General features: G+C 28.7%; 17 protein-coding genes. All 17 read right to left on the reverse strand.

From position 1 onward, the window contains the following. Positions 1 to 775: XdhC family protein (locus AVBRAN9333_RS08780; protein ID WP_336609861.1), on the reverse strand; the 775-nt coding region annotated here is incomplete at its 3' end. Beyond that, entirely contained in the window at positions 768 to 1565 is a 798-nt protein-coding gene (gene yqeB, locus AVBRAN9333_RS08785) for a selenium-dependent molybdenum cofactor biosynthesis protein YqeB (protein ID WP_336609862.1), read from the reverse strand. The genes AVBRAN9333_RS08780 and yqeB, both read right to left, overlap by 8 nt. Then, positions 1558 to 2121 (reverse strand): NTP transferase domain-containing protein, encoded by a 564-nt coding sequence (locus AVBRAN9333_RS08790; protein WP_336607688.1) that lies wholly within the window; start codon positions 2119 to 2121, stop codon positions 1558 to 1560. The genes yqeB and AVBRAN9333_RS08790 overlap by 8 nt, the downstream gene beginning before the upstream one ends. Next, positions 2118 to 2792, reverse strand: a complete 675-nt coding sequence (gene yqeC, locus AVBRAN9333_RS08795; RefSeq protein WP_214150224.1) for a selenium cofactor biosynthesis protein YqeC — start codon at positions 2790 to 2792, stop codon at positions 2118 to 2120. Before yqeC ends, AVBRAN9333_RS08790 begins: the two co-directional genes overlap by 4 nt. Then, positions 2782 to 3243: a (2Fe-2S)-binding protein gene (locus tag AVBRAN9333_RS08800; RefSeq protein ID WP_336607687.1), complete on the reverse strand. Its 462-nt coding sequence runs from the start codon at positions 3241 to 3243 to the stop codon at positions 2782 to 2784. Before AVBRAN9333_RS08800 ends, yqeC begins: the two co-directional genes overlap by 11 nt. Further along, a complete protein-coding gene (gene xdhB, locus AVBRAN9333_RS08805) occupies positions 3233 to 4108 on the reverse strand; it encodes a xanthine dehydrogenase subunit XdhB (RefSeq protein WP_214118857.1) in 876 nt (291 codons plus the stop codon). The genes AVBRAN9333_RS08800 and xdhB overlap by 11 nt, the downstream gene beginning before the upstream one ends. Then, positions 4096 to 6393, reverse strand: coding sequence for a xanthine dehydrogenase subunit XdhA (gene xdhA / locus AVBRAN9333_RS08810; RefSeq protein ID WP_239802932.1), 2298 nt, complete (start codon positions 6391 to 6393; stop codon positions 4096 to 4098). The genes xdhB and xdhA overlap by 13 nt, the downstream gene beginning before the upstream one ends. Before the next feature lie 8 nt (positions 6394 to 6401). Beyond that, positions 6402 to 7736, reverse strand: a complete 1335-nt coding sequence (locus AVBRAN9333_RS08815; protein WP_239802933.1) for a uracil-xanthine permease family protein — start codon at positions 7734 to 7736, stop codon at positions 6402 to 6404. Between the two features lie 236 nt (positions 7737 to 7972). Then, positions 7973 to 8668 (reverse strand): ABC transporter ATP-binding protein, encoded by a 696-nt coding sequence (locus tag AVBRAN9333_RS08820; protein ID WP_214118851.1) that lies wholly within the window; start codon positions 8666 to 8668, stop codon positions 7973 to 7975. Beyond that, positions 8668 to 9420, reverse strand: a complete 753-nt coding sequence (locus AVBRAN9333_RS08825) for an ABC transporter ATP-binding protein (protein WP_214118849.1) — start codon at positions 9418 to 9420, stop codon at positions 8668 to 8670. Before AVBRAN9333_RS08825 ends, AVBRAN9333_RS08820 begins: the two co-directional genes overlap by 1 nt. After that, positions 9417 to 10436: a branched-chain amino acid ABC transporter permease gene (locus tag AVBRAN9333_RS08830; protein WP_442862237.1), complete on the reverse strand. Its 1020-nt coding sequence runs from the start codon at positions 10434 to 10436 to the stop codon at positions 9417 to 9419. Before AVBRAN9333_RS08830 ends, AVBRAN9333_RS08825 begins: the two co-directional genes overlap by 4 nt. After that, positions 10436 to 11332 carry a branched-chain amino acid ABC transporter permease gene (locus AVBRAN9333_RS08835; RefSeq protein WP_214118846.1) on the reverse strand — a complete coding sequence of 299 codons (897 nt, stop codon included), beginning with the start codon at positions 11330 to 11332 and terminating at the stop codon, positions 10436 to 10438. The genes AVBRAN9333_RS08830 and AVBRAN9333_RS08835 overlap by 1 nt, the downstream gene beginning before the upstream one ends. A gap of 142 nt (positions 11333 to 11474) precedes the next feature. Continuing rightward, positions 11475 to 12239 carry an ABC transporter ATP-binding protein gene (locus AVBRAN9333_RS08840; RefSeq protein WP_239802934.1) on the reverse strand — a complete coding sequence of 255 codons (765 nt, stop codon included), beginning with the start codon at positions 12237 to 12239 and terminating at the stop codon, positions 11475 to 11477. Next, on the reverse strand, positions 12232 to 12957 hold the full coding sequence (locus AVBRAN9333_RS08845; protein ID WP_214118843.1) for an ABC transporter ATP-binding protein: 726 nt from the start codon (positions 12955 to 12957) through the stop codon (positions 12232 to 12234). The genes AVBRAN9333_RS08840 and AVBRAN9333_RS08845 overlap by 8 nt, the downstream gene beginning before the upstream one ends. After that, positions 12950 to 13771, reverse strand: coding sequence for a nickel ABC transporter permease subunit NikC (gene nikC / locus AVBRAN9333_RS08850; protein ID WP_214118841.1), 822 nt, complete (start codon positions 13769 to 13771; stop codon positions 12950 to 12952). The genes AVBRAN9333_RS08845 and nikC overlap by 8 nt, the downstream gene beginning before the upstream one ends. Beyond that, positions 13764 to 14693, reverse strand: coding sequence for an ABC transporter permease subunit (locus tag AVBRAN9333_RS08855; RefSeq protein ID WP_336609863.1), 930 nt, complete (start codon positions 14691 to 14693; stop codon positions 13764 to 13766). Before AVBRAN9333_RS08855 ends, nikC begins: the two co-directional genes overlap by 8 nt. Before the next feature lies 1 nt (position 14694). Continuing rightward, entirely contained in the window at positions 14695 to 16230 is a 1536-nt protein-coding gene (nikA, locus tag AVBRAN9333_RS08860) for a nickel ABC transporter substrate-binding protein (RefSeq protein WP_239802936.1), read from the reverse strand. Positions 16231 to 16247: the final 17 nt, after the last annotated feature.

A 16247-nucleotide genomic window follows, 5' to 3' on the forward strand; every position in this document is an offset into this window, starting at 1 on the left:
AATTTTTTTTATGTGCTAATTTACCTTGATTTTTGATAAGTAAAACCTCACTTAAAATACTAAACGCAATTTCTCTTGGCTCCTGATTTGCAATGTCTAAACCTATTGGAGCATAAATTTTATTAAATAATTCGGCACTAAAATTATCTTTAATCAGCTCATCTTTAATGAATTTATGTTTAGTTTTACTTCCAATAACACCAACATATTTTGCATTTTTATCTATTACATTTTTTAAGCATTTATAATCATCTAAATGAGATTTTGTAACAATAATTACATAAGTATTATCATCAATATCTAAAAAACTCAAATCTTCATAATTGCTGAAATATTCTTCATTTGCTAAACCTTGCAAATAATCTTGCCTATCATCAATTAAAATTGAATAAAAACCTAAATATTTTGATAAAAATAGTATTTCTTTACCAATATGTCCTGCTCCACATATTATTAATTTTGCTTTTTGATTAATAATTTTTATATAACCACTTGCAAGCCCGCCGCACTGCATTTTTAAATCTCCATTCGGTGTTAATTCGTGATTAAAAATTTTACTTTTATTATTTTCTAAACATTCTTTAGCTTCTTTTAAAACTTCAAATTCTAATTTACCACCACCTATACTTCCAATGCTTGTGCCATCGCTAAATAAAGCCATCATAGAACCTGCATTTCTAGGAGTGCTGCCACTTGATTTTGTAAGAGTTATTAAGGCAATTTTTTCATTTTTCTCACATCTTTTATACATTTCTTTTATTATCAATTCATCCATTTTTATTCCTATTTTCAAAATACATCAAAGCTTCAAGAACCCCACCACCTATGCTCCTAGCCTTATCTGAAATACTAAAGCAATTTTCATATTCACTAATTCTTGGGTCAATATCTGCAATTTTAAGACCCTTTACTACTTCAAAATTATCATTAATAATACCTCTTAAAAGCCCACTTATACTAGCTTTAACAGGTGTATTATCAATATATGCAATAATTTCTTCTTCTTTTACAATATCACCTATTTTAGCAATAGCTTTAAAGATTCCATTATCGTTTGCATAAATTACTCTTTTTGCTCCAATTCCTTTTACTTCAGCAGGAATTCCTGTATTTTTCTCTGCAAAACCACTTAAAATAACCTTGCCTAAATTATGGCCGCGATTACTCTCGATTACAGCGTGAGCGTCAATTCCAGCACAAAACCCAGGTCCAATAGCAATCACAATAGGAGCCATATTAATATTTGTTCCTAAATTCCTTTTAGCTAAAATTGAATCAATTAAAGCCCTTGGTTTTATATAATTTAAAATATCTAAATTCTCATCAATTATAATAGGGATAAAATCCTTACAATCTAAAATCTCATCTTTATTAACTAACTTCGCTTTTATACCTTCTATTTCGCAAGTTTTATCATAAACTGCTTGAGAAAAACAAACTTTTATTCTAATTGAACTTGGTTTTAAACATTCTAATAAAAGTATCTTAAAGCCTGCTCTAAAAAGCCTAGCAGCAATACCACTAGCAATATCACCCGCTCCTCTAATAATTACAAATTCACTCATCAATCAACCTTAAATCTTCTTTAGTATCTATATCTTTTCCTTCTAATTCATCATATAAATCAACAAAAATTACTTTATCTTTATATTTTTGAATTAGCACTTTTCCACCGCTATCATTATCTAATTCGCACAATTCTTTAAAATATTTTTTATCAAAAATAGTAGGCAAGGAATTAATATTATTAAATCTAGGAACAACAATATAATTTTCTTTATATTTTGAAATGATAGTTTTTATTGAATTAGTTTTTAAAAATATTTGATCAATCGGTAAAAATATTGCGTAATCATAATCTAAAACATTGTTTAAAGCTATTTTTATACTTGTATTTTGACCCTTATTAAAGGCATTTAAAACCACATTAAAATCTTTATAATTTGTCTTTAAATACTCGTAATTATTCTCATTAGCAACTATTTTAATATCCATATTAAGCTCTAAAGTTTTTTGAATAATCAAATCAATAAAATAAGTATTTTTATATTTTAAAAATGATTTATTTAAACCAAGCCTTCTTGAATATCCAGCTGCTAAGATAATACAAATTCCTTTCAAAAATTAAGCCTTATATATTTTTCTTCTTTTAAAAAACCAGCTAATAATCTAAAATTTTTTAATCTTTTTGCAAGTTCATTTAATACTTTTAAATCATCGCATCTATTAAAAAAAATAAAATTATCAGAATTTAAACTAATATTTTCAAACATTTTTAAACAAATTTTTTCTATTAAATCAATACTTAAAACATCACTTTTACTCACTTCAAATACTTTCAAAAAATCATCAAACCTATGAATGAAATTCTCATTTAATTGATAATTTAATAAATGAAGTGGAATAATTCCTATTATTTTATTGGTATTTTCTAAAATAACAGGCTCATTATTTTTCCAAACTTTATAAGGCAATTCCTTAGCTCCATCAGCTTCATATATAAACAAATCACAATTTTTATAAAAATCACTAAAATCATCTAAAGCATTTACTTTATTGTCAATAATTTTTCCACATAAATTAACGCCTTTTTTAAGATTTGTAATACTTGTTTGATTATATAGATTATTAAAATTTATATCTTTTACTTCATACATTTTTGTACTTGTTGTAAGAATTGTGATTTTATCTTGATTTTGTTTAGCTAGATTATAAGCAAAAGTGGTCTTCCCACCAGAGCCTATAATCGCAATTTTGTCTTTATATTTAATATCTAAAGCTTCATTTAGCATTATTTGCAGTATCTTCTATGGCTTGAAAGATTTTTTTATATCCTGTGCAACGACATAGATTACCAGACACCCCTCGCCTTATTTCAAACTTAGTAGGCATTTTATTTTTACTAAGCAAAGCAGTTGATGAAATAATAAACCCAGGAGTGCAAAATCCACACTGAACAGCTCCATTTTTTATAAAATTTTCTTGTAAAAGACTTAAGCCATCAAAAGGGGTTAAACCTTCTATAGTAGTTATTTTTTTACCATCAGCCCAAGCTGCTAAATAAATACAGCTATTTACATTTTTACCATCAACCAAAACAGCACAAGCTCCACATTCACCAACACTACAGCCTTCTTTAGTTCCACTTAATTGTAATACATTTCTTATTAATTCAAGCAATGACATTCTAGGGTCAATGTGTAATTCATAAAATTTATCATTTATATAAGTTTTAATTTTCATAATTTTTTCCTATTAATTCATAAATAGCTCTTTTTGTAAGCGTTGTTAAAAGATTATTTCTAAAATCTTTAGAAGCTCTCCAAGAATCTCTTGCCTTTGTTTCATTTAAAATATTATTAGCAATTTTTTCAATATTTTCCTTAGTTAATTTTAAACCTTTTGCTAACTTTTCACTTTCTTTAGCTCTAATAGGAGTAGGAGCAGCCACTCCGTAAGCTAATTTTAAATCAATTATCTCATCATTATTAGTTTTTAACATAACACTAACTCCAATTGTAGCTATATCCATAGCATTTCTTTGAGCAAATTTTATATATTTACTAACATAACCATTAAAAGATTTTTTAGGAATTTTAATACTTGTTAAAATATCTCCTTTTTCTAATTTAACAACACCAGAACTAATATAAAAATCATTTATAGCAATTTCTTTGCGTGTGTCTTCATTGTAAATAACTAAAATCGCATCAAGAGTAAAAAGACTTGAAGCACTATCAGCAGAAGTTGCACCATTGCAAATATTTCCACCTATTGTGGCCATATTTCTAATTTGCGGGCCACCAACTAGAGCAGCTGCTTGTTTTAGATTTGTTAAATTATTTTTTATAATTTCATTATTTTCTATATCATCAAAAGTGCATAATGCGCCTATATGAATAAACTCATCATCAATTGTTATGGTTTTTAATTCTTTTAAAGTATTAATTCCTATTAAATGCTTATTTGCATATTTTTTATCCAAACTTCTAAGTTTAATTAAAATATCAGTTCCGCCTGCAATTAATACCGAATCATCTATAGTTTTTAATAACCTACTAGCTTCATTAACGCTTTTTGCTTCCGTGTAATTACTTAAATAATACATTCTTTATCCTTAGCTTGAAAAAATCTTTCTGGTGTTATTGGAATTTGATTAAACTCTATATTTGTAGCATCAAGCACTGCATTTCTAATAGCAGGTGCAGGAGAACACATAGGAGGTTCACCTAAAGACTTATTACCAAATGGACCATAAGGGTCATAATTATCAACAAAACTAACATCTAAATCAGGAACATCAAGTGCAGTTGGAACTTTATAATCTAAAAGATTATTGTTTAAAATCTTACCTGTTTTTTTGTCATATTTTAATTCTTCTAATAAAGCATAAGGAATTGCCATTCCCATTCCGCCTTCTACTTGAGAACTTGCTAAAAGTGGATTTAATACCTTACCAGCATCATGAACATTTAAAATATCTAATATCTCTATTTTTCCTGTATTCATATCAACTTCAACCATAGCCATAGTAATACCATAACTATAAGAATTTGTATGGCAATTTACACTTGCAAATGCCGATAAACTTTTAGCCTTTTGCCAATCATAAGTAGTGTGTAAAGCAAAATCAGCCAAACTCATTAAAACTTCTTTATTCTTAAAAACAATATTTGCATTTTCTAAATCAAGATTTGCAAAATCAACATCTTTTAATCTCGCTGCTGTTTTTAATATTTTTGTTTTTAATTTTAAAGCAGCTTCTTTTACTGCAAGCCCTGTTACATAGCTTTGTCTTGAAGCATAAGCTCCTGTATCAAATGGAGCCGTATCTGTATCAGTATTCGCATCAACTATAACCCAATCATAAGGAATACTTAAAACTTCTGCTGCCATTTGAGCTAAAACCGTATCAGAACCTTGTCCGATTTCAGTTGAACCTAGCATTAGTTTAATATGTGCATCTTGATTTAGTATTACTCTAGCTGCTGCTGTTTCTAAGCCCTTTGGATAAACACCTGTTGTATAAGTAAAGGTTGCAAGCCCTACCCCACGCTTTTTATAAGAGTGTTTAAATTCTTTACAGGCTTTTTGTTTTTCATAGTAATTAAATTTATCTTTAGCAACCTTAATACATTCTTTTAATTTAGCTGATTTTTGAATAACTTGATTTAGTGGATTTAAAACATCATTTCCTACTATATTTTTTTCTCTAAAACTAATAGAATCAAAACCCATTTTTCTAGCTACATTTTCCATAAAACTTTCTATAAAAAACATAACCTGTGGAACTCCATATCCTCTCATAGCCCCAGCTGTTGCTATATTTGTATGAACGGTTTTAATGTCATATCTAAAGTTAGGAATATTATATAAAGATAATAAAACTCCACCACCTTTAATACCAACCGAATGAGTATGAGATGCGTAAGCTCCTTTATTTGATAATACTTCTATATCTAAAGCATTTATAAAGCCATCTTTACTAATACCCATTTTTGCTTTATATTCCATTTCGTGTCTTGTTCTTGTATATGCGATACTTTCTTCTCTATCAAGTGCAATTTGAACAATTTCTCCACCCATAGCCATAGATAAAGCAACGCAAAGTGGCTCTATTGTTACTTCTTGTTTATTACCAAAACCACCACCAACAAAAGGTTTTATAACTCTAAAATAACTCCAATGTTTTTCAAAAACTTCGCCTAAAATTCTTCTTAAAATATGTGGAATTTGAGTTGAACTTACTACCACATAACGATTATCTTGGTCTTTATAAGCATAAGCAATCTGATTTTCCATATGGCAATGTTGTTGTAAAGGAACTTTAAATGTATCACTAAAAACATAATCGCTATTAGCTAAAGCCGATTCTACATCTCCAACTTTACTAATAGTATGAGCCATTATATTACTATCTAAATCCTCATGAATTTTCGCAGCCCCTTCTTGCATTGCTTCTTGTGGGGTTAGATAAAAAGGAAGCTCATCATATTCAACCTTTACCTTACTTACAGCAATTTTTGCAGCTAAATCAGTGGTTGCAATAATAGCTGCTATTTCATCTCCAAATAATCTAACATGCTCTGTTAAAATGGTTCTATCATACCTATCTCTAGTCTTTGGGTCTAGTCCAAATGGATGACCTGCGGTTGCAAACTTAGTTTTTGGCATATCTTTATAAGTTAAAATTTTAATAACCCCATCAACCTTTAAAGCTTCGCTAAAATCAAAACTTTTAACATATCCATGTGCTATGCTAGATCTTACTATTCTTGCATAAAACTTTTTCTTAGTAGGAATATCAGCAGTATAAATTGCTTTACCTGTAACTTTAGCGTAAGCATCCCATCTTGTTTCACTTTTACCTATCGTTTTAAATTCTTCTTTCATACTCACCCTTATTTATCTTTTGCAAAAAATAAAGAAGCTATCATAGAAATTACACAAACTCCTACTATGCTATCTTTAAAAACCCAACTTATATAACCTGGCAAATTACTAGTAATTTCAGGATGGACTCCAAACCCATACCCAAGACCAAAAGTAATACCTAATATCATTACATTTTTGTTGCTAAATCCAGCATAAGCTACAATCTTAATACCATTTATCAAAATCATAGCAAAAATCATAATAACTGCACCCCCTAAAACACTATCTGGAATAGTCCTAAAAACAGCTCCTAATTTAGGAATAAAAGCTGATACTATAATAAAAAAAGCACCTAAAGCTATGCAATATTTATTTATAATTTTTGTCATTGCTATTATTCCTGCATTTTGACCATAAGCTGTATTAGGTAAAGCATTTAACAAACTAGCCACCATACAACCAACACCATCTGCTAAAATAGCTCCACTGATTTCTTTTTCTTTAGCACACCTATTAAAAGCTGCTACGGTAATTCCATTAACATTTCCAATAGTTTCTAAACTTGTGATTATATAAACGATAATGGCACTTACAATAGGGGCTAGTTCAAAATGAAATTCATTAATTAAAATAATTGGAATAGGCAAGCTAAACCAACTTGCTTCACTAATAATACTAGTATCTACTCTACCTACCATATAAGCTAAAAAATATCCCACAACAAGACCTATTAAAATAGCTGAAACTTTAAAGATACCCTTTGCAAATCGTTGAATAGCAATAATGATTGCAAAAGTGCTAAAAGATAAACATAAATTAATAATATCCCCATAAGTTCCCATTTTTTTAGCAGCTAAACCACCCGCACAATAATTAACACCCACATCTAATAAATTAATGCCGATTGCAATTAATACAACACCTATTACTAATTCAGATAAAATCTTTGTGATATATTTGTAAGCAAAACCAATAAATATAGTGATTATACTGCCTATAAGAGAAGAAGCTAAAATTGCACTAAAACCATAAGTATTTGCAACACTTATAGCTGTTGGCACAAAAGCAAATGTAGTCCCCATAACTATTGGAAGATTAGCACCTATTTGGATATTTTTATATTTGATTGGATAAAGTTGCAGAAGAGTTACTATGCCAGAAGCTAGCATAGCTGATTGGATTAAACTGATACTTTCTTGCGTGGATATTACAATACTCGTACTATTTAAGACCCCTATAATTATCAAAATGGGGGCTAAATTTCCTGTAAACATAGCAAGAACATGCTGCATTCCCAAAGGAAGTGCTACAAAAAACGGGGGTTTTCCTTCTAGTTGGTAAATTAAATTCTTATTTTTCATCACACACTTTCATTTTAGATAAAAGTGATTATATAAAATCTTACTTAAAATCATCTTGATATTTATTGATAATGCTAAAACATAAGTAGAATTAAATTCCTAAGTTAAATAATAAAAATATATTTATACTAAAAAAATAATCATCATAAAATCTCATATATAAATATTAATTTATAACAAGGCTAAAATAAATCATATTAAAATATAAAACCGAAAAATTAATTCCGATTTTATATTTAAATTCCTAAATATTTTTTGCGAATATTATCATCATTTGCAAGGTCAATTCCTTTGCCTTCTAAAACGATTTTACCATTTTCTAAAACATAAGCCCTATCGCTTATTTTTAATGCTTGTTGGGCGTTTTGCTCTACTAATAAAATAGTAATTCCTTCATTTTTTAAAACCTTAATTATCTCAAAAACTTCTCCTACAATCTTAGGTGCAAGTCCTAGACTTGGTTCATCTAACATAAGTAATTTTGGCTCTCCCATTAAAGCTCTTGAGATTGCTAACATTTGTGCTTCTCCACCACTTAAATTCCTTGCTAAGGTATTATTTTTTTGCTTTAAGCGTGGGAATAATCTATACATTTGCTCTTTTAAATGCTCGTAATTATCAGCATTATAAAACGCTCCCATTTTAAGATTATCTTCTATGCTAAGATTTGCAAAAACTCTTCTTCCTTCTGGCACAAGGCTAATTCCTTTTTGAACTAGAGTATGAGTTTTATGCCTTTCTATTTCATAACCTAAAAAATTAATCTCCCCACTACGCTTAGGAATATTCAAAATCGCATTTAAAGTGCTAGTTTTACCAGCCCCGTTACTACCTACAATACTTACGATTTCTCCTGAGTTTATATGAAAACTAATATCATCAACAGCTTTAATCAAACCATAATGAACGCTTAAGTTTTTAACCTTTAACATTAAAAATCTCCTAAATATGCTTTAATTACTTCATTATTATTAACTGCTTCTTTTGGTGAGCCTAAGAAAATACTCTTACCATAATCAAGCACTAAAACCCTATCACATAAGCTATTTACAAACTTCATATCATGCTCAATCAACACTATACTAAGCTCTTTTTTAAGAGTAGTTATAATATCTGCTAATTCATTGCTCTCAGTCCCATTCATTCCTGCTACAGGCTCATCAAGTAATAATAATTTTGGCTTTAGTGCTAATGCTCTTGCTATTTCTAATTTTCTTTGTTCTCCATAACTTAATTCGGTTGATTTTGCATTAGCTAAATGAGAGATTTTAAGAGTATTTAGTATTTTTATTGCTTCTTCTCTTGCTTGTTTTTCAGCCTTTTTATATCTTGCAATATGCAAAAACGCTTCAAAAATATTGTAATTAATACTACAATTTAGCCCTATTAAAACATTCTCAAGCACACTCATAGATGAAAATAATCTAATATTTTGAAAAGTCCTTGCAATGCCTAATTTTGTGATTTCTAATTGATTTAGATTTGTAATGTTTTTATTATCAAAAATAATCTCACCCGAACTTGGTTTATAAGCTCCTGAAATTATATTAAATAAAGTAGTTTTCCCTGCTCCATTAGGTCCAATAAGTCCAAAAACTTCACCTTTTTTAACGCTAAGATTTGCATTATTTATAGCCTTTACTCCACCAAAATTCTTATCAATATTCTTAAGCTCTAAAATCATTTTTTAAACCTTTTAAAAATAATATCGCTTAGCTCCTTATCGCCAAAAATCCCACGCCTTGCAAATAGCATTACTAAAATTAATATGATAGAAAACACAAGCATTCTAAGTCCTGGCAAACCTTTTGTCTCATAACCAAAAATGCTCATAGGTTCATCTAAAAATCTAAGCCACTCACTTCCACCAATTACTAAAATAGCTCCAATAATTGCTCCTGTAGTGCTTCCTAACCCACCTAAAACTATGATAATTAATAATTGGAATGTAAATAAAAAGTCAAATTGTTCAGGCGTAACACTTGTGATATAACAAGCTAAAAGCCCACCTGCTACACCTTCTAAAAAAGCACTAGTCCCAAAAGCTAAAGTCTTAATCCTAAAAGTATTAATCCCCATAGCTAAAGCTGCATCTTCATCATCTCTTACAGCCTTCATTGCTCTGCCGTATTTTGAATAAATGATATTAAGTATTAAAATAACGCTAATAATAGTAATAATTCCAACTATATATAAAAAATTATTCGGTTTTGGAATTTCATTTAACCCTTGCACTCCGTTTGTAAAAGCTGCGAAATTAAGTGCAATTAATTTAATAATTATCCCAAATCCAAGCGTAACGATAGCTAAATAATCTCCCCTTACACGAAAAACAGCAAAGCTTAAGATTAAAGATAAAGCCAAAGCACTAAAACCACCCGCTAATAAAGCTATAAAAAAGCTATCAGTATGAAATGATAAAATAAATGGATGCGGGTCTAATAAGCTAAATTGATCTTGCTTAGCTTCAATATCAAGCAATAATAAAGCCGTAATATAAGCACCAACTGCAACAAAACCATTAGGCTCTAGGCTAAATTGCCCTGTTACACCATTGATTAGATTATAAGATACTGCCAAGATTATAAAAATACTAATATTTATAAAAGTTCTTAAAGCATAATCACTCAAGCAATATTGAGCCGCAAAAATGCTTAAAACTGCTAAGATTAAAATGATTATTGAAAATATATTTTTCATTAAAATCTACTCCTTTCATAATCTTGTCCCATAATTCCTGTTGGTTTAAACAATAAAACAAATACTAAAAATATAAATGCAAAACCATCTTTAAACCCTGCTAAATCAGGCACAAAAGCTACTATTAAAACTTCGCAAAATCCAATTATAAGCCCACCAAGAACAGCTCCGCCAACGCTACCAATACCACCTAAAACAGCAGCTCCAAAAGCCTTAAGCCCTATTAAAACTCCCATATTAGGGTCAATTTGTGGATATTTACACGCCCAAAAAATCCCGCCAATACAAGCTAACATTGAGCCTAGTGCAAATACAAAAGCTATAATTTTATTAGCATCAATTCCCATTAAAGCAACGGTTGAAATATCAAAAGCAAGTGCACGAATAGCAATTCCATATTTGCTTTTATACAAAATCAACAAAACAGCTATTAAAATAATAATAGTTAAAGTTGGAATTATCAAATCAAGCAAAGACATTCTAATATCAAATAAATTAATAGGATTTATCAAAATACTTGGTGCATTAAATGGTTGTGGTGTGCTTGTAAATAATACATTTATTAGATTTTCTAAGAAAAACGAAACTCCAATAGCAGTTATTAATAGTGAAATTCTAGGAGAATTTCTAAGTGGCTTATAAGCAATCTTATCAATGCTAATTCCAAGTGCAATACAAATTAATATAGCAAAACCAAAAGCAGGTATAAACGGAAAGGCAAAAAAATTAAGTGCAAATAAACAAGCATACGAGCCTATCATCATAATATCGCCGTGAGCAAAATTGATAAGCCTTAAAACTCCATAAACCATAGTATATCCAATAGCAATTAGTGCATACATTGAGCCTAGTGAAAAGCCATTGAAAATCTGTTGAATAAGTAGCGTTGAACTCATTAAAAACCTTTTTTGAAAATAAAAAGAAATATTAATAAACTAAGCTTAATTTCATAATAATTTTTAAGATTAATTATAAGAATTTGTAAATTCGTAACACTTTTTTACAAAATTACAAAAATTATATTTAATCTTTTAAATATTATTTATAAAAATCCTTAGGAAAAGGCTTTAATATGCTATTGCTTAATTCTTTAGCCATTAAGCTTTCAAATTCTAAATCCTTGCATACTTTTTTGCTCTCAATTACCTTGCCTTTATCAAGGACTAAAACTTCATCACAAAATAATTTTATAATCCTTAAATCATGAGTTATTACGATATAGCTTAAATCCTTTTGAAGATTTTTTAAAGTCTTTAAAATCTTTGCTTGAATTAATACATCTAATGAACTTGTAGCTTCATCTAAAATAAGTATTTTTGGCTTAATTGAAATAGCTCTTGCTATGCTTAGCCTTTGTAATTGTCCCCCACTTAACATTGAGCATTTTTTATCTAATAAGTCTTGATTTAATTCTAATAATTCTAAGCATTCTAAAGCTCTTTTTTTAATCTCGCTTTTGCTAAAATTAGTAAGATTTTCTAAAGGTTCAATCAAGGCTTCATAAACGCTAAAATCAGGGTTAAAAGATGCTCTTGAGTCTTGAAATACTATTTGAATTAATTTTTTATACTCTTTATTATCTTGTATTTTTACATTGTTTAAAAATACATTTCCAGAATTTGCTTTGTAAATATTAGCAATGATTTTTGCTAAAGTGCTTTTGCCACTTCCACTAATTCCTAAAATACCTAAAGAATTATTCTCATCTAAATTAAAGCTAACTCCATTTAAAACTTGAGTATATTTATCGCTAAATAAATTTGAATTTTTATATGAATATGAGATATTTTCTACCTTAAGCATTGCTAACTCCATATAATGATAAATGTGAATTAATTAATTCTTTTGTTATATTTGCTTGTGGGTTTTTAAATATATCAATACAAGTTGCTTCTTCAACAATCCTTGCATTATCCATAACATAAACATAATCAGCAAGTCTTGCAACAACTCCAAAATCATGAGTTATTAACAATATCCCTATTTTGCTTGATATTTCTTCTAATATATCTAAAACTGCAGCTTGAGAAATCAAATCCAAATCACTCGTAGGCTCATCTGCTATTATAAATTTCGCACGAGATACTAAGGCTAAAGCTATCATAATTCTTTGAAGCATTCCGCCACTGCATTCGTGTGGATAAAGATTTAAAACGCTTTCGTTCAATTTAACTTTATTTAAAATCTCTTTTATATATTCATTATCAATTTTTAAATTCCTTGCCTTTAAAGTCTCATAAAAGCAGTTTTTGATACTAAATAAAGGATTAAAAGCTGTTCTTGGATTTTGCATAATACAAGCAATATTTTGCTTTGAATTATCATCTAAACAAATACTCCCGCTAAGCTTTAAATTATTTGCTACATATCCCATAATAGCTGTTGCTATTAGGCTTTTTCCACTTCCACTAAGCCCTAATAAAGCCGTGATTTTTCCACTTTGTATATTCATACTAACATTATTTACTAAGGCTGTATCTTTATAAAATATATTTAAATTTTTTACTATTATTTTATCCATGACTTTCAACTTGTATTAAATTTTCAAATTTATCTCTTAAAATATCGCCTAATAAATTAAAAGCAATAATTACAATTAACATAGCAATTCCAGGATACAAAATAAGCTCATAATGAGTTAAAATATAATCTTTTGTTTCAGCTATCATTATCCCCCATTCAGCCTGTGGAGCTTTTACCCCAAGCCCAAGCAAACTAAGACCTGAAATATGTAGCATTATATGCCCCAAATCAAGCGTGCTTAATACCAATAGCTGCATACAAATAGGCTTTGCAAAATGCTTTTTAAAAATTTTAAAATTACTAGCTCCACAAGTTTTGCTAATTAATACATATTCAGTATTTTTTAACTTTAAAACAATGCTTCTAATAATCCTTGCATACCAAGCCCAGTGAGTTAAAGCAATGGCTATAATTATATTTAATAAACCAGTTCCTAAAATCCCTACAAAAAATAAAGCCAAAACAATAGTAGGAAAGCATAAAAATATATCACAAATTCTCATTAAAAAATTATCAATTTTATTATTTGAAAATCCAGCTATAAAACCTACACTAACGCCTAAAACTATTATTATAATAATGGTTGAAAAGGTAGCTAGAATTGAAATATAAGCACCTTCTAAAATCCTTGAGAAAATATCTCGCCCTAAATGATCAGTTCCAAAAATATGTAATAATGAATTACTAGCAAATTTATTCGCTAAATTAATCTCATTTGCACTATAAGGTGCATAATATTTACCAAATAAAGCAAGTAAGATTATAAAAGCGCATAAAAAATACACGAAATATTCATAAATTTTCTTACTCATATCTAATCCTTGGGTCAATTATCGCATATAAAATATCAGTGATTAAATTAATTAAAATAAACACAAAACACATCATCATACTAAAAGCTTGAATTACAGGATAATCACTATAATAAATAGCACTTACAGCATAACGACCAACTCCAGGATAAGCAAAAATATTTTCAATCACTAAAGCCCCACCAAAAAGCTCAGCTATATGCATACCAAAAGCAGTTATTAAAGGTAGTAAAGAATTAAATAAAATATGTTTTGAATATATCTTATACTTTCCTACGCCACGCATTTTTGCATAAGCTATAAATCTTTCATTACAAGCTTGTAAAAAATTAATCCTAATAAATCTAGCATTAATAGCAATTGACATAAAAGATATTGCTAATGCGGGCATTATTAAATGATTAATCCCACCTATGCCAAAAGGAGGCAATAAATTAAGCTCAACAGAAAAAAATAAAATAAATAATAAACCAAGCCAAAAACTAGGAGTGCTAACACCTAAAAATGAAAAAATCCTTACAAAATAATCAAAAAAATGATTTTTATAAATTGCAGAAAACACCCCAAAAGGAATAGAGATTACAAAAGTTATAAGCAAGGCAAATGATGTTAGCTTTAAAGTATTTCCTAAGTATTCAAACAAATCAGGTGCGATTTTACGATTAGTAAAATATGATGTCCCAAAATCTAATTGCAAGGCGTTTTTTATCCAAACTATATATTGAGTAATTATTGGCTCATTTAAGCCTAGCATAATTCTTGTATGCTCTATCGCTTCATCAGTCGGTGCTATCCCACTAACTTGCAAATAATTCATAACAGCATCAGTTCCATTAAGTCTAATTAATAAAAAAATAAAAATTGATGCTAAAAATAAGCAAATAATGGCATATAAAGTTCTTTTTAATATGAATTTTTTCATACTACTCCTTAATTTCTATATCATCAAAAGGAATTTCATATTTTAAAATACTCGTTTTAACTCCTTTTAATTTAGGACTTGCAACGCATATATTTGTATGATATACAATAGGAATATATACCGCTTCATCGTGTAAGATTGTAAGTATTTCTTTAGCTAGTTTAGATTTTTCATCTTTATTCATTGTTTTAGATAATTTTTCTATATTTTCATCAATTAGTGGTTTTTGCTTTAATCCAATTTGAGCCATATAATCAGCGTGAGCTGGTGCAACCATAGAAGCCATAAAAATTTCAGGCTCATAAGGAGCTCCCCAAGTAGCATTAAAGATTAATTCAAATTCCCCATTTCTATGTCTTTTATAAAATATAGTGCTTTCATTAGCTTGTAAGATTAGATTAATTCCTATTTCTTTTAAATTCGCTTGTAATACTTCTGATATAGCCTTTTGCTCTGCATTAATGCCTATATAAGAAATCACTATATCTAATCTTTTGCCATCTTTTTCTAAAAAGCCATTTTTAAATTCCCAACCATTATCAAGTAATAATTGCTTAGCTTTTTTAGGATTATATTCGTATGCACTTCTATCAATTTTGCCATTTGGCACATTATCATCATAGAAAAAATCAGCCTTTGGTCTTGTCCCATAGAAAACATATTTGCTAATTTCATCTTTATTAATAGCCATATTAATAGCCTTTCTTACATTAATATCATTTGTTGGATATTTTGCCGTATTTTGTGCTATTAAAATAGTGCTAAGTGGCTTTGAAATTAGCGTTTGATAATCGCTTTTTTGCAAGTTTATAAAATCTTCTAAGCTAATTTCTCCATCAGTATAAATATAATCAATTTCTTTTGTTTTTAGAGCTATTACTTTTGAGCTTGGATCAGGGATTATTTTGCATACTATGCTATCAATTTTAGCTTTTTCGCCCCAATAATTTTCGTTTTTAACAAACTTATCATAAACGCCTAATTTAGTATCAACGAATTTCCATTTGCCTGTGCCAATTGGTGCTTTTATACCATCTTTTGTATTATTATCAATCATAGCACTTGGAGCTATAAATCTAAAAGGACGAATAAGACTAAGTTCTCTTAAAGTAGGTTCATAAATATGTTTTAAATGAAGCTTTACTTCATAATCATTAACCACTTCAAGATAATCAAAAGCTCTTACAAGTGCAAAAGAAATATGCCTTTGTTTATTAGCAAAAATTGCATCAAAATTAAGCTTTACTGCATTTGCATTAAAGTCTTCTCCATTAGAAAACTTAACTCCTTTTCTAAGATAAAAAGTATATACCAAACCATCTTCGCTAATCTCCCATGAAGTTGCTAGGCTAGGTATTATTTGATTATCTTGCGAGTATGAGACAAATCCTTCATAAACCATATTTTGAGCAAACATTTCATTTGGAGAATACAAATGTGGATTTAATTCTCCTACATTTTTAGAAGTAGCTACTTTTAGCTCACTTGAATTTAAAAAACTAATTAATAAAATAAATACAAAAAATAATTTTTTCATTTTAATCCTTTATATTG

The sequence above is a fragment of the Campylobacter sp. RM9333 genome, assembly GCF_020137705.1.
Classification (GTDB): domain Bacteria; phylum Campylobacterota; class Campylobacteria; order Campylobacterales; family Campylobacteraceae; genus Campylobacter_E.